Below are 22,110 nucleotides of genomic sequence, written 5' to 3' on the forward strand. Positions count from 1 at the left end.
CTGCCCGGACCCGCGACCACGCAGGCCCGGGCAGTCGGGCGTCAGCACCTTCCAGGAAGTCAGGATCTCCCATGAAAGCAGCCGTCCTTTACGCTACGGTCCCGCCCGGAACCAGCTACACCGAGGCCCGTCCCCTCCGGGTCGAGGAGCTCGGCCGGCCCGAACCCCGCGCCGGGGAGTTGGGCATCAGCATCACCTACTCGAGCCTGTGCCATTCGGACCTGTCCGTGGTGGATGGCTCCCGCGTCAGGCCCCTTCCCATGGCGCTGGGGCACGAGGCGGTAGGGCGGGTCGCCGCAGTGGGTGAAGGTGTCACGGATGTTTCCCCCGGGGACCACGTGGTCCTCGTCTTCGTCCCCAGCTGTGGTGACTGCCGTGCGTGCCGGGCGGGCCGTCCGGCACTCTGCCACCGGGCCGCGGAAGTCAACGGGTCGGGGGACCTCCTGCACGGTGAGGCCCTGCTGCGGACGCCCGCGGGGGAGCGGATCAACCACCATTTGGGGGTTTCAGCATTCGCCGATTACGCCGTGGTGGCCAGGGAATCAGTAGTGGTCATCGACGACGACGTCCCCGATACTGTCGCGGCAATGTTCGGTTGCGCCGTCCTCACCGGAATGGGAGCTGTCCTCAACACGGCAGCTGTCCAGCCAGGTCAGTCCGTGGCAGTCTTCGGACTCGGCGCCGTGGGGCTTTCGGCCGTTATGGCCGCGGCGCTCGCCGGCGCCTCCTCCGTGATCGCCATCGATCCAAACGCCGGCAAGCACGGGCTCGCCCTGAAGTGCGGGGCAACCGCCGTCGGGACCCCGGACGACGCTTCCCGCTTGATCAAAGAGGCCGCCGGTGACGGCGTGGACACCGCCATAGAAGCTGTGGGGTCAGCCCGGGTCATCGCATCGTGCCTCGAGCACGTGACGCGCGGCGGCGCCGTGGTCTCGGTAGGGCTGCCGCACCCGACGGCGGAACTGACAGTGCCCGCGCTGCAGTTCGCCGGGGCGGGCAAGCGGCTGCTGGGTTCGTATATGGGCGACGCCGTCCCGGGCCGGGACATCCCCCTGTACCTTTCGTACTGGCGCGAGGGAAGGCTTCCCGTTGAGCTGCTGCATAGCGACACCCGGCCGCTTGATGAGATCAACGAGGGCCTCGACGCGCTGGCCGCGGGGCAGGTGGTGAGGCGGCTCTTCCAAGCCTGAAAAACGGCTCCGAATGGCTAGGGCCTAGGCAACCAACAGATCCTGGCGGGCCGCCACCTCTTCCTTTAGGGCAGTGATCACGGCCTGCACCCGGGCGGACCGCAGCGATTCCGGCCGTGCCACCGCCCAGATGGGCACCTGGCGCTGGAAGGCGTCGGGGAGCACCGGAACGAACTCCCGATTCCGCGCCACCATAAAGTTCGGCAGCAAGCCGATGCCGGCGCCGCGGCGCACCGCCTCCACCTGGGCAAAGATGCTCGTCGCCTGGAAGCTGGACTTCGGCGTGGGCAGTTGCGAGGACCGGTGGCCCAGCTCGGCAACCTGGAGGGCCGACTCAACGTAAGAGACGAAGCCGTGCTGCCCCACGCCGTCGGGCGTCTCCGGCAAGCCGCGCCCGGCCGCGTAGGCCGGGCTGGCGTAGAGCCGGAGGAAGTAGTTGGTCAGGAAGATGGCCTGCGCGTTGCTCACGTCCGTGCGGCCCACCACCACTTCCAGGTCCACGCCGGAGCGGTTCTGGCTGACCTTGCGCGTGGCGCTGAGCATCTCCACATTCAGCATGGGATGCCGCTGCTGGAGGCGGACCAGCGCAGGGGTCACGAATTCGGCGCCAAAACCGTCCGAGGTGCTGAGGCGCACCATGCCGGACAGGGCGTCCCGGTCCTGGCCCGTGACGGCGGCCAATGACCCCAGCGTTTCCTCAATAGTCTCCGCCGCGGCCACGGCCGCGGCCCCCAACTCCGTCAATTCCCAGCCGTGCGGACTGCGCTCCAGGGTGCGGCCGCCGAGTTGCTTGTCGAGGGCGAGGATCCGGCGCGAGATGGTGGTGTGCGTGGTACCCATCGTTTCGGCGACGGCGTTGAAGCGCCCCAGCCGGGCCACAGTGAGCAAAATCAGCAAGTCGTCCGGACTCGGAAGCGCCACCCAGTGCCCCTTCATATTAGTGTGCATCAGTGCACATGCCATCTGTGATTTTTCCCCTTGAATGCACCCTAGCAGGGTGTGATGGTGGACACAGACCTTCCGGCTGCCCGCGGCCGGAGGCACAGCAAAGGAGCTTATGCCATGGCAGTAGTCGGTTGGATCGGTTTGGGAAACATGGGCGGTTCCATGTCGGGGAACCTCGCCAAGGCGGGGCACGACGTTCGGGGATTCGACCTCAACCCGGCTGCTCTCGCCGCTGCGGAAGCCGGCGGGGTGAAGCCGGCAGGGAGCATCGCCGAAGCAGTGGCGGGTGCCGACGTCGTGTTCACCATGCTTCCCAAAGGCGAGCATGCCAAGGCCGTCTACCTGGGCGCGGACGGGGTGCTGGCGCATGCGGACGCCGGCACACTCCTGGTGGATTCCTCCACCATCGATATCGCCGCCGCCAAGGAACTGCACGACGCCGCTGCTGCCGCCGGCTTCCGCTTCGTCGATGCCCCTGTCTCGGGCGGGATGAGCGGCGCCAAGGCAGGAACGCTCACGTTTATGGTGGGCGGTGAAGCGGGCGCCGTGGCTGACGCCACGCGCTACATCGAACCGATGGCAGCCAACATCATCCCTACAGGCGGAGCCACCACCGGCCAGGCAGCCAAAATCTGCAACAACCTGATGCTCCTGATCAACCTGGCCTCCACTGCCGAGGGTGCCGTGCTGGCGGACCGGCTGGGCCTGGACAAGAAGGTGTTCTGGGACATCGCCTCCGTGTCCTCCGGCGACAGCTGGGCCCTGCGCACCTGGTACCCCGTTGCCGGCGTGGTCCCCACCGCAGCATCCAACAATGACTTCGCGCCCACGTTTACGGCCGAGCTGGCGAACAAGGATATCGGCCTGGCCATCAGCGCTGCGGAGGACACCGGCACGCCGCTCGAAATCGGCAAGCACGTTCAGCAGCTGTACCAGCGCTTGATTGATGCGGGTGAGTCCGGCAAGGACTGCTCCATGATCATCAAGCTCGCTGACGGTTCCCTGGATTCAGCAAAGTAGAAGAGAGACTTCCATGCACACCATTCCGCATTACATCAACGGCAGCCGCGTTGCCGACGCCGAACGCTTCGGCCCCGTCTTCAACCCTGCCACGGGAGAGCAGGAAAAACAGGTGGCGCTGGCTTCCGCTGCCCGGGTGGAAGAAGCCATCGCCGCCGCCTCGGCAGCGCTGCCGGCCTGGCGGGCAACGAGCCTGGCCAAACGAACCAACATCTTCTTCCGCGTGCGCGAAATCCTGACCCAGCGCAAGTCCGAGCTGGCCGCCATCCTGACCAGCGAGCACGGCAAGGTCCTCTCCGACGCCGAGGGGGAAATCTCCCGCGGACTCGAGAACATCGAGTTCGCCACGGGGCTGTCCCACATGCTCAAGGGGGAGCGCTCCGAGCAGGTTTCCAGCGGCGTGGACGTCCACTCCGTCCGCCAGCCCGTGGGCGTCGTGGCCTGCATCACCCCGTTCAACTTCCCCGCCATGGTGCCGCTCTGGATGATCGGCAGCGCGCTGGCATGCGGCAACACTGTGCTCCTGAAGCCCAGTGAAAAGGATCCGTCCTCCGCCGTGTTCATCGCGGAAGTTTTCGCCGAAGCGGGACTGCCGGCCGGTGTGCTGAACGTCGTCCAGGGCGATAAGGAGGCCGTGGACGTCCTGCTCGAACACCCGGACGTCAAAGCCGTCAGCTTCGTGGGCTCAACGCCTATTGCGCAGTCCATCTACAAGCGGGCTGCGGACCACGGCAAGCGGGTCCAGGCCCTGGGCGGGGCCAAGAACCACATGGTGGTCCTTCCGGACGCGGACCTGAACATGGCAGCCGACGCCGCCATCTCCGCGGCGTACGGCTCGGCGGGTGAGCGCTGCATGGCGGTCAGCGTGCTCGTCGCCGTCGGCGCCATCGCCGACGACCTTGTGGCAGCCATCCAGAACCGAATGGCTACCCTGACGATCGGCCCAGGCACCGACCCCGCATCGCAGATGGGCCCTCTGATCACCGCCGAACACCGGGAGAGGGTGGCCTTCTATGTGGCAGGCGCCGAAAACGAGGGTGCCACGGTGGTTGTTGACGGCCGCTCGCAGCAGTTCGATTCGAACGGTTTCTTCATCGGAGTCAGCCTGGTGGACCACGTCAAGCCGGGCATGAAGGTGTACGACGACGAAATCTTCGGCCCCGTCCTGTCCGTGGTCCGCGTGGATACCTACAGCGATGCGGTCCGCCTGGTCAACGACAACGAGTTCGGCAACGGCGTGGCCATCTTCACCCGCGACGGCGGCGCCGCCCGGCAGTTCGAGTTCGATGTCGAAGCAGGCATGGTGGGTGTCAACGTGCCCATTCCGGTGCCGGTGGGCACCTTCTCCTTCGGCGGCTGGAAGAACTCCCTGTTCGGTGACACGCACATGTACGGGCCGGACAGCATCCGGTTCTACACCAGGGGCAAAGTGGTCACCACGCGGTGGCCGGACCCGGCAACCTCCGTCATCGATCTGGGCTTTCCGCAGGTGGACTGACGCAGGTCAGCCGTTCATGATCTCGCCGCGGCGGGTCATGTACTCCTCCACGGAAAGTTCGCCGTTGCTGTACTTCTCATCCAGTTCGGCGAGCTTGCGTGCGCGGTAGCCCTGCGGGGCCGACGGCGGCGGGGGAGTGGCAGGTGCTGCTGGCTGCTGCGGGGCTTGCGGCTGTCCCTGCCGGGGTTGTCCCGGCTGGGGCTGTCCGTACGGCGGAAACTGCTGGTCCATGGGCGGAAACTGCTGGTCCGTGGGTGGAACCGGCTGGATGGGCGGCAGGGGCTGGGGCCGGTCAAGCTCGCGGAATCCGCCGCTGAAATAGTCCTGCTGGGTGAAGCCGTCCCGCGGCTGCTTGTTTTGCGGGCCGGCTGATCCCGGGAACTGCCCCCCGCCCGGGAACTGCCCACCGCCGGGAAATTGCTCGGGGTAGCGTCCGGAAAACGTTTGTTCGTGGTTCCTGCGGGCGGCAGACTTCCGGTACATCCGCATGGCCATCGGGATCAGGAATGACAAAATGATGATCCAGAAAAACAAGTTGCTCACGGTGCCGTACCTCTCATGTGTGTCCTTCCAGCTTAGCCCCGGAGCGCACGCGCACGGCCGGGAGGCCCATGAATGCGCCGTACCTGTCCACGGCATCCTGCACCGCCGCGGCCAGCGGAGAACCCGGCCGGTCAGCGGCACTGGCCAGCCGGATATCCAGCTCACAACGCCCTGGCAGCAGCGTATGCCGCCAGGACCCGGCCATCCGCCCGTCCAGCAGAACCACGTGCATCGGCTGGCCTTCGAAAGGAAAAGCGGGAGCTCCGCCGCCCATGTAATGCCGGGTGGCGGAATAGCCCATGATGTATTCGTCGTAGCACTGGATCAGGTCCAGTCGGGGACCCTGGACCGTCGCCCGGCCGGCCTGCGTCCCCGGATCGGGCTGGTCGGCAGCGAAGTAATGCTCGACGCCGTCAATCACCGTGGCGGCCAGCGCATTGGGCCGTTCCTCCCTGGCCACCTGTAGCCCCTTGCGGACATCTGTCACAGTCAGTCCCGACCAGCCCGAGCAGTCCTTGGCCGTGGCAGGCCCGCGGCTGGAGAAATAGCGGAAGGCCAGTTCAGCCAGCGCTTCCTCGCGGCCAGGCGCCGGTTGCCTGCCGGCTGGAACCCGCTCATCAAAAAGCGCATAAGTCTGTTTTAGCGACCCGCCGCGGCTGCGGACAGGCACGCCGCTGACAAGGACACCACTGACCTCAGCGTGCATGATCAGGTACACAAGGCGCAGTCCACTGGCCTCGATGCCGGCCGCCTGCAGCTTCACGGCGAGTTGTTCGCGGGTGAGGTGGTTGCCGCCCGCGACAGCATCGGCCAGCACCTCCCCGGCCCGGGCGGCAGTTGCGGCATCGATTCCGGTGAGACGGTACGTGGAGGCGTTGGCCTGCTCGAGCCGCGGCGCCGAGATTGCCAGGAGCCAGCGGAGGTCCTCCCGGTGGACGAAATGCCACGTGGGGCGGAGGATATGCGTGCGCAGGATCCGGCCATCGGCCACTGCGCTCTCGATGTCCGCGGCGGTTACCGGCGGATCAACACTGCCTGATACACGCTGGGCAAGGCTCCACCTTGCATAGGGAAACTCCTGTGCCTGGACGGCCAGCAGGTTCCGGAGGGCCGCTTCCGGCGAGGCGGCAGCGGGTTCCCGGAGCTGCTGCGAATGAAGACGCTGCCGCACCACCGCATCCGGTTCCATACCCATCATCAGCTGGTCCGCTGCCCGCATCAGATCGTCCGCATCAGGCTGCCCGCATCAGATCGTCCGCATCACATCGCCCGCATCACGCTGCCCGCCGCCTGCCCGGAAGCCTAGCCCGGCGCTAGCGCCGGGCAGCCTCGGCAGTCCCCAGCGGCCCCTCGCCGGATCCCAGCGGAACGCCCGGACCAAAGATAGGACCCGGCGTCGGACGCTTTGCGGTGATCCCGTCACCGGAGGACTGGTGGCGCAGCCGGCGCAGCACCCACGGCACAAAGTACTCGCGGGCCCAGACAAAGTCCCCGGAGCGCGCCTCGCGCCAGGTGCGGGGCGGCAGTGGTTTGGGCTGCAGCGGCTCCAGCGTGTGCTCCACGTTCAGCGAGTCCAGCACCATGGCCGCGATCGTATGGTGGCCAAGAGGGGAGAAGTGCAGCCGGTCCCGGTCCCACATCTGCGGGTCGCTGAGCTGCCGCAGGGACCACATGTCGGCGATGACGGCGTCGTGCCGGGCAGCCACGGTCCGGAGGTTTTCGTTGTAGATGGCCACCTTGCTGCGGATCCTGCCCAGCACGGAGGAACCGGTGTCCGGTCCGTTGAAGAGGACCACCGTTGCGCCGCCCATGGCCAGGATCTGCACCACCGAATCAAGCTTTTCAGCCAGCGCATCAGGGTCACCGCCCGGGCGCAGCAGGTCGTTACCGCCGGCGGAGAGGGTGACGAGGTCCGGCTTCAACGCCAGGCAGGGGGCGAGCTGCTGGTCCACGATCTGCTGCAGCAACCTGCCGCGCACGGCCAGGTTCGCGTAAGCGAAGTCGGGCTGGGTGCGGCCCAGTTCCTCCGCTACCCGGTCTGCCCAGCCGCGGTAGCCGCCGGGGCGTGAGGGCTCGGGGTCGCCGATGCCCTCGGTGAAGGAATCGCCCATTGCCACGTAGCGGGTCCAGGGGTGGGATCCGGCGTGGACAGTAGGAGTTTGAATGGCACTTGTGTCAGTCACGGTCCTATCCTGCCTTCCGCTTCACTGGCTACGCGAACGTAGGTTGTTACCTATCGGTAGCTGTAACAATGGAAACCATGACTGAAGCCGAAGTATTTCCTGCTCCTGTTGTTCTGTGGTCCCATCCGGAGGACCAGCGCGACGGGAAGCCGCTCCTGGTCCTGCTGCACGGGTACGGCGCCAACGAACAGGACCTGCACAGTCTGGCTGACCTGTTGCCGGGTGACTTCGCCGTCGCCTCCGTCCGGGCGCCCATCGCCATGGGCCCCGGCTTCACCTGGTTCCCGCTGACGGCGTCCATCGAATACTCGCTGGAGCGGGTGAAGGCGGCGTCGTCCTTTGTGCTGGACTGGATCGACACCATCAAAGTGGGCCATCCCTCTGTTTCCCTGCTCGGTTTCTCGATGGGAATGGCCATGGCCACCACGCTCCTGCGGCAGCGGCCCACGGACTTCGCTGCCGTCGTCGGGCTCTCAGGTTTTGTGGTGGACGCAGGCGAGGACCCCAGCTTCAGGGATTCCGAGCTGGACGGCACCATTCCAATGTTCTGGGGCCGGGACCAGCAGGACCCCGTGATCACCCCGGACAAGATTGACTACACCATGGGCTGGGTCCGCAAGCACGTCAAACTCACCAAGGTCCTGTACACGGGCATGTGGCACGGGATCAACCAGCAGGAGATCGGCCACGTGGGGGAATTCCTGACCCACGAGGTCCTCAAGAAGTAGGCGGACGACGACGGGTGCGGGCCCCGCAGGTTAACCAGCCTCGGGTGCCACCACCCGGACCGTTTGCCCGTTCACCGTAACGGTGTCCCCGTTGTGCAGCTGGCGGCCGCGGCGGTCGTCGATCTCCCCGTTGACCTTGACGAGCCCGTTCTTGATGAGGTCCGCCGCCTCAACGCCGTCTTCCACCAGGTTGGCAAGCTTGAGCAGCTGGCCAAGGCGGATCATGCTGTCGCGGATGGGGATGTCTTCAACACGGTTGCTCATGAAGCAATAATGCCTGACGTAAGGTGGATTCAGTGACCTCCACCCATCGCCTGCCGCTGCTTGCAGGCCTTCCCCTGGCGGTGGGCGCGGGCCTTGCCATTCCCCTGCAGGGCCGCATTAACGGTGCCCTGGGTGCCCGGTTGAACGACGGCATCGCCGCTTCCGTGGTGAGCTTCAGCACAGGGCTCGTGGTGATGATCCTGATCTCGCTGCTCCTGCCGCGCGGCCGCGCCGGTCTGGCCCGGATCCTGCCTGCCGTCCGCAGCCGGGCGTTCCCCCGCATCTACGTCCTCGCCGGCGGCATCGGGGCGCTGTTCGTCTTTGCGCAGTCCTTTACCGTCGGCATCCTGGGCGTGGCCCTCTTCACCGTTGCCACCGTCACCGGGCAGACCGTCAGCGGGCTGCTCGTGGACCGGCTGGGCATCGGGCCTGCGGGCCGGAAGCCCGTCACCGGGATCCGTGTCATCGGCTGCCTGCTGACCATTGCCGCCGTCGCCTGGGCAGTCTCGCCCCGGTTCACCGGAGGCGCCGGGGGACCGGGCGGGGGATCCGACGGCGGACCGGCGGCCCTGCTGCTTCCGCTCCTTCTCCCCGTGGCGGCCGGATTCCTGATGAGTTTCCAGCAGGCGATGAACGGAACAGCCACAGTCCACTACGGCACACCGATCGCCGCCACCCTGGTCAATTTCGTGGCCGGTTCGGTGGTTCTCTGGACCGCTTACACCATCAAACTGGCCACCGTTGGCGCCGGCAACCCGCCGCCGGGCGAGTGGTGGTACTACGTCGGCGGTCCCATGGGATGCGTGTTTATCGGCCTGGGCGCACTGCTGGTCCGCAGCCTGGGTGTGCTGGTCACAGGCCTGGGCATGATCGCAGGCCAGTTGCTCGGCTCGCTTGCCCTTGACGTGATCCTGCCCGCGCCGGGAACCGTCGTTGCACCAGCCACAGTGCTCGGCACCATCCTCACGCTGGCCGCCATCATCCTGGCAACCCTGCCCTGGCCCCGGGGCGCACTGCGCAGGCAGCACCGGTAGGCTAGGACACGCAGCTTTTTCGCATCTTTCCTTCATCCGCCCCCGCGGCAGCCAGCGGTCATGTGCCTCCGGCTTGCCCGGGGCCTGAAAACCGCGGACCGCACCCAGCGGCCCTGTAGAAATTGGAGTTACCCCATGGCAGCAAAATCCGTTCTCGACCAGGTCATTTCCCTCTCCAAGCGGAGGGGCTTTGTGTTCCAGGCCGGTGAGATTTACGGAGGTTCGCGCTCTGCCTGGGACTACGGGCCCCTCGGCGCCGAGCTGAAGGAAAACATCAAGCGCCAGTGGTGGCAGTCCATGGTCCGCGGCCGCGAGGACGTGGTGGGCCTGGACTCCTCCGTCATCCTGCCCCGCCAGGTGTGGGAAGCCTCCGGCCACGTTGAGGTCTTCTCCGATCCGCTGGTGGAGTGCCTCTCCTGCCACAAGCGCTACCGCGCGGACCACCTCGAGGAAGAGTACGAGGAAAAGAAGGGCCGCCCCGCCGAGAACGGCCTGAAGGACATTGCCTGCGCCAACTGCGGTACCCGCGGTGAATGGACGGAGCCGCAGGAATTCAGCGGCCTCCTGAAGACTTTCCTGGGCCCGGTGGCCAGCGAGGAAGGCATGCACTACCTGCGCCCGGAAACGGCCCAGGGCATCTTCGTGAACTTCAGCAACGTCCTCACCACCTCGCGCAAGAAGCCGCCGTTCGGCATCGGCCAGATCGGCAAGTCCTTCCGCAACGAGATCACGCCCGGCAACTTCATCTTCCGCACCCGCGAGTTCGAGCAGATGGAAATGGAGTTCTTCGTCGAGCCCGGCACCGATGAGGAATGGCACCAGTACTGGATGAAGGAGCGCATGTCCTGGTACACCGGCCTGGGCATCCGCGAGGAAAACCTGCGCTTCTTCGAGCACCCGCAGGAAAAGCTGAGCCACTACTCCAAGGGCACCACGGACATCGAGTACCGCTTTGGCTTCCAGGGTTCGGAATGGGGCGAGCTGGAAGGCATTGCCAACCGCACCGACTTTGACCTCTCCACCCACGCCAAGGCCTCCGGCCAGGACCTGAGCTACTTCAACCAGGCCACGAACGAGCGCTACACCCCTTACGTCATCGAGCCGGCCGCCGGCCTTACCCGCTCCTTCATGGCGTTCCTGGTGGACGCCTACACCGAGGACGAGGCCCCCAATGCCAAGGGCGGCGTGGACGTCCGCACCGTCCTGAAGCTGGACCCGCGCCTGGCCCCGGTCAAGGCCGCCGTCCTGCCGCTGAGCCGCAACGAGGACCTGTCACCGAAGGCCAAGGACCTCGGCGCGCAGCTGCGAAAGAACTGGAACATCGACTTCGACGACGCCGGCGCCATCGGCCGCCGCTACCGCCGACAGGACGAGATCGGTACCCCGTTCTGCATCACCGTGGACTTCGACACCCTTGAGGACCAGGCCGTGACCATCCGCGAGCGGGACACCATGAGCCAGGAACGCGTTTCCCTGGACAAGGTGGAGGGCTACCTGGCCGCACGCCTGATCGGCGCCTAGCAGTGGCCATCGAATACCGCGAATGGCGCGAGGGTGACGACCTGGCCCTCCTGGAAATCTGGGGCGACCCCGAAACGCACCAGGCCCGGCAGTTCCGCGGCGCGCTGGCGCTCTCATCGGACGGCGGCAACGGCACGCCGTGGCGGCGCTGCATCGTGGCCGAGGATGTAGTGGACGGCGTCGGAATCCCGGTCGCGGCAGGCGTCGTTTACGAGGCCTCCCTGCACCCGGAACGGCTGTGGACCTACATTGAGGTGGCGCGGGACCACCGGCGCTCCGGCATCGGTGCCACGCTCCTGACCATGCTGCGGCGCGAAGCCAGGCAGTCGGCGTCGGGCGTGTCCAGGCTCCGGGCGAAGGTGGAGCCTGGCACGGCGGGTGCCGCCTTCGCTGAACACTTCGGCCTTTCGCCCATCCAGCGTTCCCGGCTGGTGGTGGTGGAACCGGGCGGCCTCCGGCTTCCGGTGTTCCCGTCGAATGACGACGGCGGCGGGCCGGCCAACGACGAAAACGCAGGCTCCGACGTCGTGATGGACCTGGCCACCGGCTCCGTGGAACTGACGGACGTTGTTGGCCGCTACTACACGGCGATCCATGGGTGGGATTCCCCGGGCGTGCTGTCCGTGGGGCAGGTGCAGAGGCTGTTCCTGGACGACCTCACCGGTGCCCATGGCGCCATCGTGCTGCGTGCCCGGCCGGAGTCCGCCTTTGGTGCCGGGGTGGCGGCAAGCAAGAAGGGCCGGATCCGTGCTTTTGCCGTCAGTTATGCGGCGCCGGCAGACCCCGACGCGGCACCAAACCAGGAGGGTTCCGGGCCGGAAACGCCCACGGACGTTTTCGTTGGCCACGAGCCCGCCCTCGCCCCGGACGACGCCGCGGAGGCAGTCCGGGACATGCTCGCCCTGATTGCGTACCAGCACCCGGTGATGCTGGAACTGGACGATTCGATGACGGCCCTCCGCGCCGCCGTCGAGCCCCTGCTGGACAGCGGCAAGGCCCGCCTCGCCGGACCGGAAACCCTGGTCGTTTCGGACTAGGCAGGGCCCCCCAAGTGACCCGCAGTCAACGCTCCCAAAACGCGGGAACGTAACTGCGGGTCACTTGCGTTCGTCAGCTTCGCTTGGGCGGCCAGGGGACGAAGCTGCTGGTCGCCTCGACGTACTCGCGGTACCCCGGCCGCCCGGACATCGCCTGCTCCGCCAGCGGCTTGCCCGTCTTCGCCGCCAGCGTCCACACCATCAATGCGGGCGAGAGGACCGTCAGGATTCCCGGCCATGAGTCGGCGGCGATCAGGAACAGACCCGTCCATACGGCGGCGTCACCGAAGTAGTTGGGGTGCCGGGTCAGGCGCCACAGGCCGGTGTCCAGGACAGTTCCACGCCGGCGCGGGTCCCGCTTGAACTGCTGCAGCTGCCAGTCGCCCACAGTCTCGAAAAAGAACCCGCTGAGCCAGAGCAGGACGCCCAGGACGGCAAGCCAGCCCAACCCGCCGGTGGCGAACATTCCCACCTGGACGGGCAGGGAAACGAAGAACATCACCACGCCCTGAGGCAGGTAGACCCGCCGCAGCGCATAGATATCCCTGCTGCCGGGGGCAGCGTCCAGCAAGGCCCGGTACCGCGGGTCCTCGTGGCCGTCGCGGGCGCGCCAGCCGATATGGGCGCCCAGCCTCAGCCCCCACACTGCGGTCAGCAGGAGGAGCAGCAGGCGCCTGGCGTCGTCGCCTTCCCCGGCCGAGAGGAACCAGGACACCACGGCAACCGCCACGAACCCCGGACCCCAGGCCACGTCCATTACGGAGTGCCGCCCCTGCCGGACCGCCACGGCGTACGTGACCGCGAGGACCGCGGCGACGGTCAGCGCCGTCCAGGGCAGGGCGGCGGCAAAGTCCGCCCAAGGGAAAGGAATCACAGGGTCACCTGGACCGACGACGGCGGCAGCAGCTGCTCAAACTCCCGTGGCAGTGAGACCGCAGCCCCGGTGGATTCACCGAAGGCTTTCAGGACAAACCCGGTGGAGAGCGTGTGCCACAGCCGGATCTTGCGGAACATAAAATGCCCGGCGCCTTTCAGGGCGACGTACTGCATGGACTCAGCATCTGCAGCGGCGCGCCGGGCAAACGCGAGCGACGCCGACGGGCTGGTCCACCTGTCGATAGTGCCGTGGACTATGAGCACCTTCCGCCCGGCCACTGCCGACACCGGAGTCCCGGGGCTGAGCCATGGCGCCAGGGCCACAACCGCTTCCACTTGTGGGTGGTCGGCAGCGCACACTGCCGTCAGGCCGCCCATGGAGTGACCCACGAGGAACACGGGAACGCCGGGATGCCGGCTGCTGATCTGCTCGAGGGCCCAGCGCGCATCCTGCAGCGGTGTCATGTCCGCCCCGTTCCAGCCGCGCACGCTGTTGCGAAGGGACCAGACCGCAAGTCCCTGCTTCCTGCCGGCCCGGTGCAGGTGCCGTGCGAACGGAACCATCCTCGCGGGGCTCAGGTGCCGGGCCTCCACCGGCTCGCGGCTGTGCGATTTTCCGCCGTGCAGCACCAGGGCAACCCCGAGGGTGGGCCCGGACGACGGGAGCACGCTGAGGACGGCCTGGTGGGCAGTTTCGGCGGACATTCGTGCGGTGTCAGAACTGCGGTTTTCCTTGGTGCTGCCGTTGGCCATGCCACGTTCCTCCCGGTTCTGACGATCCATTTATCAACCCTATGGTGCCGGACGTAGAGTTCAACGTATGAGGTTCTACTGCTGATGGGGTCCGGTCACTCCCACGCTTCCACAGGTCATTCGGAGCCGACGCCCCAGGCGATGGCCGCCCGCCGGAAGGCAAACCGCATCCTTGCTGCGGTGCTGATTCCCCTGACGCTCCTTACCCTGGCCGGCATGGCAATGCTGTGGCCCTCAGGGAGCAAAGAGGGAATCTCCCTGGCGAACCCCTACTCCGCCGCGCCCGGTGTCACGTTCGACACCGGCACCATCCAAAACGTGGTCACCGAAAACTGCATGCAGGGTGTGGCACAGCAAGGCCAGCAGGCTCCGGGCGGACAAAGCCAGAGTCAACAGAGCCAAAGCCAGCAGGGCCAAACCCAGCAGGGATCAGACTGCACGTTCGCCTTCACGGAACCGGACAAGGGCGGAAGCCCGGTCAAGGTGGTCATCAACCCGGACGTCGCGACGTCGCACGGCGTCAAACCCGGAGACCAGATCCGCTACCTGAACCTGTCCAACGCCCAGGGCGCCTCGGCCTCCCAGGGCTCGCCGGCCTTTATTTTTGTGGACTTCGTCCGGACCCTGCCCATAGTCCTGCTTGCACTGCTCTATGCCGCGGTGGTCATCGCGGTGGCGCGCTGGCGGGGCCTTCGGGCACTGATCGGACTCGTGGGCGCCTACTTCGTGCTGGCCAGCTTTATGCTTCCCGGCCTGGTGGAAGGGAAACCGCCGCTGCTGCTGGCCCTGGTGGGATCTACGGTGATCATGATCGGGGTCCTGTACTTCGCCCACGGCTTCTCGGCCCGGACGTCCACCGCCCTGCTGGGCACCATGTTCGGGCTGGGGATCACGGCGCTCCTGGCCGCCTGGGCCACCGGCGCCGCAAACCTCGCCGGGGTGGGCAACCACGAGGCGACCACGCTGGTGAACACCTCAGCCAACATCTCCATCTCGGGCGTGATCCTGTGCGGTCTCATCATCTCCGGGCTCGGTGTCCTCAACGATGTGACTATCACGCAGTCCTCCGCCGTCTGGGAGCTGTACGAACTGGCGCCCGGAAGCAGTGCGCGGAAGCTGTTTACTTCAGCAATGCGCATCGGGCGCGACCACATCGCCTCCACCGTCTACACCATCGCCTTCGCCTACGCGGGCGCGGCCCTGCCGATCCTCATCATCGTGATGCTCTACGACCGCCCGCTCGCCGACACGCTCACCAGCGCGGAGCTGTCGGAAGAGGTCATCAGGACCCTGGTCGGTTCCATCGGCCTGGTCCTGGCCATCCCGGTCACCACCCTGATTGCGGTGCTGGTGGTTAAGGCGACCGGCTTACGGGCAGCGGAGCTACCGGGGGCCGGCGCCGGTGGATCGGGTAAAGCAGGAACGGACAGCGGTGAAACGGGTAAAGCGGGAACGGACGACGGCGATGGTGCTTCCCGCGCTGTACGTTTGGCCCGTGCGGCTACACATGCCGCCGTCAACCCGGAGGATATAAGCGATACGGGGACCCTCGCCGCGGCGGCCCTGCAGACAAGGCGGGGCCGCAGGGCGGCGGAGCGCGACTGACGGCACCGGCTGCCTTGGGGACGGTCCGGACTTGCCGGCACTCCCGATTTGCCCGGCTTTGCAACAATGGATGGGTGACTGTTGCAGCAACTACTCCCGCACCCAGGCTGGAACTCCCGCCCCTGAAGCTGGGCCCCATCACCGTGGACACCCCGGTGATCCTGGCGCCCATGGCCGGCATCACCAACTCGGCGTTTCGCAGGCTCTGCCGCGAATACGGCGGCGGCATGTACGTGGCGGAGATGGTCACCTCCCGCGCATTGGTGGAGCGGACCCCTGAATCCCTGCGGATCATTTCGCACGACGACGACGAGAAAGTGCGTTCCGTCCAGCTGTACGGCGTGGACCCGGTGACGGTGGGCCAGGCCGTGCGGATGCTGGTGGAGGAAGACCGGGCGGACCACATCGACCTGAACTTCGGCTGCCCCGTTCCCAAGGTGACGCGGCGCGGCGGCGGTTCGGCCCTGCCCTGGAAGATCGACCTCTTCACCTCCATCGTGCAGACGGCCGTCAAGGAAGCCTCCATGGGCAACATCCCGCTGACCATCAAGATGCGCAAGGGCATCGACGACGACCACCTCACGTACCTCGACGCCGGCCGGATCGCGCGCGATTCCGGCGTAGCCGCCGTCGCCCTCCATGGCAGGACGGCGGCCCAGTTCTACTCCGGCCAGGCCGACTGGTCAGCGATCGCGCGCCTTCGCGAGGCGCTGCCCGACATTCCTGTGCTCGGCAACGGCGACATCTGGTCCGCCGAGGACGCGGTGCGCATGGTCCGCGAAACAGGTGTTGACGGCGTGGTGGTGGGCCGCGGCTGCCAGGGCCGGCCCTGGCTGTTCGGGGACCTGCAGGCCGCGTTCGAAGGCAGCGACACCCGCTTCCGGCCCAACCTGCGCCAGGTGGCGGAGGGGGTGTACCGCCACGCCGAGCTCATGGTGGAAACCTTTGGTGACGAGGGCAAGGCGCTGCGCGAGATCCGCAAACACATCGCCTGGTACTTCAAGGGCTACGTGGTGGGCGGCGAACTGCGCACCCGGCTGGCCCTGGTGACCAGCCTCCAGGTGCTGCGGGACACCCTCGCCGAGCTTGACCTGGACTCGCCGTACCCGGGAAGCGACGCCGAAGGTCCCCGCGGCCGCGCAGGTTCGCCAAAGAAGCCGGCGCTGCCCAAGGACTGGCTGGAATCCCGGGCGCTGAACGCGGACCAGTCGCGGGACATCTCGGCCGCGGAACTGGACGTTTCCGGTGGCTGAGACCAGGACCAGCGCACCGGTGCTGCCGGGCTACGACAGCCATGACTCCGCCCGCTGGGTGGAGGAACCGCCCAAAAGCGTTTACCGCTCCGACTTTGAACGCGACCGCGCCCGGGTGCTGCATTCCTCCGCGCTCCGCAGGCTCGGCGCCAAAACGCAGGTCGTGGCGCCGGACACGGACGACTTCGTTCGGACGCGCCTCACCCACAGCCTGGAAGTGGCCCAGGTGGGCCGCGAGCTGGGCCGCGCCCTCGGCTGCGACCCGGACGTGGTGGACACCGCCTGCCTCAGCCATGACCTGGGCCACCCGCCGTTTGGCCACAACGGGGAATCGGCCTTGAACGAGGTGGCGCACGCCATCGGCGGTTTCGAAGGCAACGCCCAGACCCTCCGGCTGCTGACGCGCCTGGAACCCAAGGTCCTGACAGTGGACAACCAGCCGGCCGGGCTCAACCTCACCAGGGCCAGCCTTGACGCCGCAGCCAAGTACCCTTGGTCCGCCCTGGAAGCCCCCGTTATCCACGGGCAGCGCACCAGCAAGTTCGGCGCGTATGAGGACGACCTGCCCATCTTCAACTGGATCCGCGAAGGTGCCCCCGAGCGCCGGTCCTGCCTGGAGGCCCAGGTGATGGACCTCGCCGATGACATCTCCTATTCCGTGCACGACGTTGAGGACGCAATCGTCGCCGGCCACTTCCAGCTCCGCTGGATGGACAACCCGGACCACCGCGCCCGGGTGGTGGGGTACGCCAAGCAGTGGTACCTGCCGCATAACGACCCCGCCGCCATCGATGCCGCCCTGGCACGGCTGGAGGCCACGGACGTGTGGGTGCGCGAAGCGGACGGAAGCCGCAAGTCCATGGCGGCCCTGAAGAACATGACCAGCCAGCTGATCGGCCGGTTCTGCCAGAGCGCCCTGGAAACCACCCGCGCCGTCTACGGTCCGGAGAACCTCACCCGGTACAACGCCCAGCTCATGGTGCCCGACGAGACGGTGATGGAGATCGCCGTTATGAAGGGCCTGGCCACCACCTTCGTGATGACCACCGAGCACCGCCAGCCCATCTACGAACGCCAGCGCGAGGTACTCCACGCCCTGGTCACGGCGCTGAGCGCCACCGGTGACCGGCACCTGGAGCCGATGTTCGCGGCTGACTGGCGGGACGCGCCCGACGACGGTGCCCGCCTTCGCGTGGTGATCGACCAGGTGGCGTCACTCACTGACGCCTCGGCGCTGGCCATGTACGAACGGCTGGTGGGGAGCCTTCCGTCGCTGTGGTGAGGAACGCAACAGGGCGCGGGCCGCGGTCGTACCCCGGGGCTAGGATGGCTCTGTGCCTGGGCTGATCAAACGTGAAGATATCGACGAAGTACGCCAGCGCACGGACATCAAGGACGTGGTTGACGGCTACGTCACGCTCAAGGGCGCCGGGCTGGGCACCTTCAAGGGCCTGTGCCCGTTCCATGACGAACGGTCGCCGTCCTTCACTGTCCGGCCTCAGGTGGGCCGCTACCACTGCTTCGGTTGCGGCGAGGACGGCGACGTTATTGCCTTTGTCCAGAAGCAGGACCACAGCTCCTTCCAGGAGGCGGTGGAGAAGCTCGCTTCCCGGATTGGCTACGAGCTCCGGTACGAGGACGGCGGGACCGGCCCCAACCGGGAGGAGGTTGGACGCCGGCAGCGGCTGCTGGATGCCCACAAGATCGCCGACGAATTTTTCCAGGCGCAGCTGCTGACACCCGGCGCCGCGGAGGCCCGGACCTTCCTCCACGGCCGCGGGTTCGACCGCGCCGCCGCAGAACAGTTCGGTGTCGGATACGCCCCGCAGGGCTGGGATGCACTGCTCAAACACCTCCGCGGGCGTGGCTTCACAGACGCGGAGCTGAAACTCACCGGCATGTTCTCGGAGGGAAACCGGGGCATCTACGACCGCTTCCGCGGCCGTCTCATCTGGCCCATCCGGGACATCGCCGGGGACACCATCGGCTTCGGTGCCCGCAAGCTCTACGAGGACGACAAGGGCCCCAAGTACCTGAACACTCCCGAGACCACCCTGTACAAGAAATCCCAGGTCCTGTACGGGATTGACCTCGCGAAGCGCAACATCGCCAAGGACCGGCAGCTGGTGGTGGTGGAGGGCTACACGGACGTTATGGCCTGCCACCTGGCGGGGATCCCGACGGCGGTGGCCACCTGCGGCACCGCGTTCGGCACCGAGCACATCAAGATTGCCCGCAGGCTGCTTTCGGATGACGGCACCGGGGGAGAGGTCATCTTCACCTTCGACGGCGACGCTGCCGGCCAGAAGGCAGCCCTGCGCGCCTTTGAGGAGGACCAGCGCTTCACCGCGCAGACTTTTGTGGCCGTAGAGCCCTCGGGGGCAGATCCGTGCGACCTGCGCCAAAGCAAGGGCGACGAGGCAGTACACGCGCTGGTGCAGTCCCGGCGTCCGCTGTTCGAATTCGCCATCCGCACCACGCTGAAGCAGTTCAACCTGGACACCGTGGAGGGCCGCGTGCAGGGACTGAAGGCCTCCGTCCCGGTGGTTGCCGCCATCCGGGACGCTTCCACCCGTACCGGCTACTGCCAGGCACTCACGGGCTGGCTGGGAATGCCGGACCCGAACGAGGTGCTGCGCCTGGTCACGGCAGAAGTCAAGAACGCCGCGAAGCGCGGGGACCAGGGCGGGCCTCCCACCCCGGGGCCCCGGACTCCCTCAGGCGCCGCCCAGCCGGGCGGACCCGGGGTAGCTGCCGGGCCGCCGTCGGGCGCTGTCCCGTCCTTCCACCGCCCGGACCCGCGTGATCCGGTGGCTTCCATGGAGCGGCAGGCGCTGGAGGTGGCGCTGCAGGAGCCGGCGCTGCTGGCCGGCGGCATCTGGGAACGCTTTTCCGCTGCCCGTTTCGCCACGCCGGCCTTCCAGGCAGTCCATGACGCCATGCGGGCCACCGACCCTGCCCTCACCGCCGACCCGGTGCGCTGGGTGGAGCACGTGATGCACGAGGTCCCTGAACCGCTGCGCCCACTGGTGTCTGAACTGGCCGTGGTGCCGTTGCCTGCCAGCACGGAGGAGGCGGTGCAGAAATACTGCCGGGACATCCTGGCCAGGCTTTTCGAGCTCCAGATCACCCGGGTCAAGGCCGACAAGATGGGCCAGCTCCAACGGCTGGACCCGGCCGCAGATCCGGAAACGTACCAGCGGCTCAACCGTGAGCTGATGATGCTGGAAATGGAACGCCGTGCCCTGCGCTCGGATGCCTAGGAAGTGCGCCTACTGCTGCACCGGCTGGCCCCGATTTCGCTTCCAGCCGGGGTGTTTGCTAGGCTAATACCCGCTTCATTCCTCCTTAGCTCAATTGGCAGAGCATTCGACTGTTAATCGAAGGGTTGCTGGTTCAAGTCCAGCAGGAGGAGCGCACAATCCCCGTTCCGGGCTCCGGAACGGGGATTTTTTATGCCCTCGAAACCGTAAATCTACCCACAAAACCGCCGATTTCACTTTGGTGCGAATCCTTTGCTAATGTCATACCTGCTTCATTCCTCCTTAGCTCAATTGGCAGAGCATTCGACTGTTAATCGAAGGGTTGCTGGTTCAAGTCCAGCAGGAGGAGCCACAAGAAAAGTCCCCGTTCCTCCATTGGAGGGACGGGGGCTTTTTCGTTCCTAGACGAAGTCCATTTCCACCTGGAGGAACCGCTCTGCCTCGGCGATGGCTGCCAGGAAGGCCTCTTTTTCGGTGGGGGACTTCCGCGGCTGGCGCGGGTTCCACTCATGGGGCGCGGAATGTACGCGGACAAAGCCTGTCTCGGGTGGTGCGTAGAAGATGCCGAAGCGCTGCACCGGCCACTCGGGCGAGGTCTCCGGGGCTACCAGCAGCGCTGCCATGAAGGCGGGGTTGTACCACTGGGCTATGGGCCGGCGGCGGTCCTCGGTGAACAGCCCGGCCGCGTAGAGGGCTGCGGACTGTTCGCCGCTTTGGGCGCACAACCGGTCCCACCACAGTGGCAGGATCCCGGTATCGCACCGTTGCCACGTGGCCGGAAGCGGCGGGTGATCCTGCCAGCTGGGCACGGACAATATTTTAGCCCGTCACAGGCGTGCAGGGGCAGACGTGCGGACCGCTGTCCGGGTGCGCGCGAAGGCGGCCCGGCGGAATTGGTCAGGCGGGACTGATCAGGGCCGGTTCCAGGGCCCCGGGTTGAGGCGGTACAGCAAAGCGGATCCCGCCAGCATGCCCAGGACAATTCCCATCGCCGGGTTGCCCAGGGCGCGGCCGGCGAAATAGCCCGCGACGGCGCCCAGCACCGCCCCCAGGAAAAGTCCCCGGCGGTTCCGGTGCGGCTTGCGCCCTGCAGTATGCCTCATGGCGTCAGTGGATTGACGGGACGGTCCGGGGCCGGACAACAATCCACAGGGCAGCGATGGCGAGCAGGATGCAGGCGGCCTGGACGGCGCCCATGGGAGCGGCGCTGGTGATGCCCAGCCAGCCAACGACCGGGGAGATAAGCCCCGCCATCATAAAAGTCGCGAAACCCAGCAGGGAGGCCGCGGTGCCTGCCTGGGCGGCATGGCTTGCCAGGGCGAGTACCTGAACGCAAGGGAACATAAAGCCCGTGCCCATGATGTAGAACCACAGCGGCACCAACACGCCCCAGAGCCCGAATCCCAGCTGGTCGAACACCACAATCAGCATGGCCATAACGAACATCCAGGCCGTGGCGCCCGCCACGATCCATTGTGGCGGTACCCGCCGGATGAGGCGCGAACTCGTCTGGATACCTGCAACGATGCCCAGTGAATTGATGCCGAAGAGCAGGCCGTACTCCTGGGCGGAAAAACCGAAAACGTCCTGGAACAGGAAGGGTGATGCCGAAAGGTACGTGAACAGGCCGCCAAAATTCAGGCCGGCCACCATGAGCAGCCCAACAAAGATCCTGTCGCTGAAGAGGATCCGGTAGCGCTGGCGGGCAGTCAGCCCGCTCTGCTGGCGCTTCTCCGGCGGCAGCGTCTCGCGCACCAGGAACAGGGCGGCGACGATGACCAGAGTGCCGTACGCGGCGAGGAACACAAAGATCCCCGGCCACGGCATCACCAGCAGCAGCTGTGAGCCGATGACGGGGGCAAGGATCGGTGCCAGTCCGCTGACCAGGGACATGCGGGAAAACATCTTGACCAAGGCATAGCCGGAAAACAGGTCCCGCACCATGGCCATGGCCACGACGCCGCCGCCGGCGGCGCCCACACCCATCAGGACGCGGAAAATGCCCAGGGTGGTGATGTCCGTGGACAGGGCGGCGCCCAGCGACGCTGCAATGTGGAGGGCGGTGGCCAGGATCAGCGGGGTCCTGCGGCCAAACCTGTCGCTGAACGGGCCCACCACCAACTGGCCGATGGCAAAGCCCACGGTAGTCCCGGCCAGGGTCAGCTGGACCTGGGCCTCGGTCACGCCCAGGCTCGCTTCCAGTGCCGGAAAGGCGGGAAGGTAAAGGTCGATCGTGAACGGACCCAAGGCCGTCAGGGCGCCGAGAAGGAGGATGTACAGGAGTTTCCGTCGGCGGCTCAACAGATCGCCCGGATTGCTGGGGGTGGTCACGGATATCAATCCTAGGCCCGGGGCGCGCGGGAATTCTGCAGCGTTGTAGGCCGCGCCGTCCGGCAA

21 protein-coding genes and 2 tRNA genes are annotated in these 22,110 nt (G+C 66.8%); 13 read left to right on the plus strand and 10 right to left on the minus strand.

Going from position 1 to position 22,110, the window contains the following annotated elements; translation table 11 throughout:
- The first annotated feature begins 71 nt into the window (after positions 1 to 71).
- Positions 72 to 1,190, plus strand: a complete 1,119-nt coding sequence (locus M1D93_RS06980; protein ID WP_461174414.1) for a zinc-binding dehydrogenase — start codon at positions 72 to 74, stop codon at positions 1,188 to 1,190.
- Between the two features lie 24 nt (positions 1,191 to 1,214).
- Here the strand turns inward: M1D93_RS06980 and M1D93_RS06985 are convergent, their stop codons facing one another.
- Entirely contained in the window at positions 1,215 to 2,111 is an 897-nt protein-coding gene (locus M1D93_RS06985) for a LysR family transcriptional regulator (RefSeq protein WP_461174415.1), read from the minus strand.
- 141 nt (positions 2,112 to 2,252) lie between these two features.
- On the opposite strand from M1D93_RS06985, the gene mmsB reads away from it, so the two are divergent.
- Positions 2,253 to 3,155, plus strand: a complete 903-nt coding sequence (gene mmsB / locus M1D93_RS06990) for a 3-hydroxyisobutyrate dehydrogenase (protein ID WP_461174416.1) — start codon at positions 2,253 to 2,255, stop codon at positions 3,153 to 3,155.
- 13 nt (positions 3,156 to 3,168) lie between these two features.
- On the plus strand, positions 3,169 to 4,653 hold the full coding sequence (locus M1D93_RS06995; protein ID WP_461174417.1) for a CoA-acylating methylmalonate-semialdehyde dehydrogenase: 1,485 nt from the start codon (positions 3,169 to 3,171) through the stop codon (positions 4,651 to 4,653).
- Between the two features lie 6 nt (positions 4,654 to 4,659).
- Here the strand turns inward: M1D93_RS06995 and M1D93_RS07000 are convergent, their stop codons facing one another.
- From M1D93_RS07000 to M1D93_RS07010, 3 genes are all read right to left on the minus strand, one after another.
- Positions 4,660 to 5,196 carry a hypothetical protein gene (locus M1D93_RS07000; RefSeq protein ID WP_461174418.1) on the minus strand — a complete coding sequence of 179 codons (537 nt, stop codon included), beginning with the start codon at positions 5,194 to 5,196 and terminating at the stop codon, positions 4,660 to 4,662.
- 13 nt (positions 5,197 to 5,209) lie between these two features.
- Complete coding sequence (locus M1D93_RS07005; RefSeq protein WP_461174419.1) at positions 5,210 to 6,415, minus strand: winged helix DNA-binding domain-containing protein; 1,206 nt, start codon at positions 6,413 to 6,415, stop codon at positions 5,210 to 5,212.
- Positions 6,416 to 6,509: 94 nt separating this feature from the next.
- Positions 6,510 to 7,379 (minus strand): SGNH/GDSL hydrolase family protein, encoded by an 870-nt coding sequence (locus M1D93_RS07010; protein WP_461174420.1) that lies wholly within the window; start codon positions 7,377 to 7,379, stop codon positions 6,510 to 6,512.
- Between the two features lie 77 nt (positions 7,380 to 7,456).
- Between M1D93_RS07010 and M1D93_RS07015 the strand changes: the two genes are divergently transcribed.
- Positions 7,457 to 8,107 carry an alpha/beta hydrolase gene (locus M1D93_RS07015; protein ID WP_461174421.1) on the plus strand — a complete coding sequence of 217 codons (651 nt, stop codon included), beginning with the start codon at positions 7,457 to 7,459 and terminating at the stop codon, positions 8,105 to 8,107.
- A gap of 30 nt (positions 8,108 to 8,137) precedes the next feature.
- Here M1D93_RS07015 and M1D93_RS07020 read toward each other — a convergent pair whose 3' ends face one another.
- Positions 8,138 to 8,371: an RNA-binding S4 domain-containing protein gene (locus M1D93_RS07020; RefSeq protein WP_163164382.1), complete on the minus strand. Its 234-nt coding sequence runs from the start codon at positions 8,369 to 8,371 to the stop codon at positions 8,138 to 8,140.
- A 32-nt stretch (positions 8,372 to 8,403) separates the two neighbouring features.
- On the opposite strand from M1D93_RS07020, the gene M1D93_RS07025 reads away from it, so the two are divergent.
- From M1D93_RS07025 to M1D93_RS07035, 3 genes are all read left to right on the plus strand, one after another.
- The gene (locus M1D93_RS07025) at positions 8,404 to 9,405 is read left to right on the plus strand and encodes a DMT family transporter (protein WP_461174422.1); all 1,002 of its coding nucleotides are present in this window, start codon (positions 8,404 to 8,406) and stop codon (positions 9,403 to 9,405) included.
- 135 nt (positions 9,406 to 9,540) lie between these two features.
- Positions 9,541 to 10,926: a glycine--tRNA ligase gene (locus M1D93_RS07030; protein WP_461174423.1), complete on the plus strand. Its 1,386-nt coding sequence runs from the start codon at positions 9,541 to 9,543 to the stop codon at positions 10,924 to 10,926.
- A gap of 2 nt (positions 10,927 to 10,928) precedes the next feature.
- Complete coding sequence (locus M1D93_RS07035) at positions 10,929 to 11,963, plus strand: GNAT family N-acetyltransferase (protein WP_461174424.1); 1,035 nt, start codon at positions 10,929 to 10,931, stop codon at positions 11,961 to 11,963.
- Between the two features lie 73 nt (positions 11,964 to 12,036).
- Here the strand turns inward: M1D93_RS07035 and M1D93_RS07040 are convergent, their stop codons facing one another.
- Together M1D93_RS07040 and M1D93_RS07045 are read right to left on the minus strand one after the other, a co-directional pair.
- Positions 12,037 to 12,837, minus strand: a complete 801-nt coding sequence (locus tag M1D93_RS07040) for a DUF1295 domain-containing protein (protein WP_461174425.1) — start codon at positions 12,835 to 12,837, stop codon at positions 12,037 to 12,039.
- Positions 12,834 to 13,592 (minus strand): alpha/beta hydrolase, encoded by a 759-nt coding sequence (locus M1D93_RS07045; protein WP_461174953.1) that lies wholly within the window; start codon positions 13,590 to 13,592, stop codon positions 12,834 to 12,836. Before M1D93_RS07045 ends, M1D93_RS07040 begins: the two co-directional genes overlap by 4 nt.
- Before the next feature lie 84 nt (positions 13,593 to 13,676).
- On the opposite strand from M1D93_RS07045, the gene M1D93_RS07050 reads away from it, so the two are divergent.
- The 6 genes from M1D93_RS07050 to M1D93_RS07075 all read left to right on the plus strand — a co-directional run bounded on the left by M1D93_RS07050 (position 13,677) and on the right by M1D93_RS07075 (position 20,065).
- Positions 13,677 to 15,197, plus strand: coding sequence for a YibE/F family protein (locus M1D93_RS07050; RefSeq protein WP_461174426.1), 1,521 nt, complete (start codon positions 13,677 to 13,679; stop codon positions 15,195 to 15,197).
- Between the two features lie 74 nt (positions 15,198 to 15,271).
- On the plus strand, positions 15,272 to 16,450 hold the full coding sequence (gene dusB / locus M1D93_RS07055) for a tRNA dihydrouridine synthase DusB (RefSeq protein WP_461174427.1): 1,179 nt from the start codon (positions 15,272 to 15,274) through the stop codon (positions 16,448 to 16,450).
- Entirely contained in the window at positions 16,443 to 17,732 is a 1,290-nt protein-coding gene (locus tag M1D93_RS07060) for a deoxyguanosinetriphosphate triphosphohydrolase (protein ID WP_461174428.1), read from the plus strand. The genes dusB and M1D93_RS07060 overlap by 8 nt, the downstream gene beginning before the upstream one ends.
- Positions 17,733 to 17,784: 52 nt before the next feature.
- Positions 17,785 to 19,713 carry a DNA primase gene (gene dnaG / locus M1D93_RS07065; RefSeq protein ID WP_461174429.1) on the plus strand — a complete coding sequence of 643 codons (1,929 nt, stop codon included), beginning with the start codon at positions 17,785 to 17,787 and terminating at the stop codon, positions 19,711 to 19,713.
- Positions 19,714 to 19,792: 79 nt separating this feature from the next.
- Positions 19,793 to 19,865 (plus strand) — tRNA-Asn (locus M1D93_RS07070).
- Between the two features lie 124 nt (positions 19,866 to 19,989).
- Positions 19,990 to 20,065 (plus strand) — tRNA-Asn (locus M1D93_RS07075).
- A 49-nt stretch (positions 20,066 to 20,114) separates the two neighbouring features.
- Here the strand turns inward: M1D93_RS07075 and M1D93_RS07080 are convergent.
- The 3 genes from M1D93_RS07080 to M1D93_RS07090 form a co-directional block, all read right to left on the minus strand.
- Positions 20,115 to 20,522: a hypothetical protein gene (locus tag M1D93_RS07080; protein ID WP_461174430.1), complete on the minus strand. Its 408-nt coding sequence runs from the start codon at positions 20,520 to 20,522 to the stop codon at positions 20,115 to 20,117.
- A 102-nt stretch (positions 20,523 to 20,624) separates the two neighbouring features.
- Positions 20,625 to 20,816, minus strand: coding sequence for a hypothetical protein (locus M1D93_RS07085; protein WP_461174431.1), 192 nt, complete (start codon positions 20,814 to 20,816; stop codon positions 20,625 to 20,627).
- A 4-nt stretch (positions 20,817 to 20,820) separates the two neighbouring features.
- Entirely contained in the window at positions 20,821 to 22,044 is a 1,224-nt protein-coding gene (locus M1D93_RS07090; protein ID WP_461174432.1) for a multidrug effflux MFS transporter, read from the minus strand.
- Positions 22,045 to 22,110 lie beyond the last annotated feature (66 nt).

Source organism: Arthrobacter sp. Z1-9 (assembly GCF_054792695.1).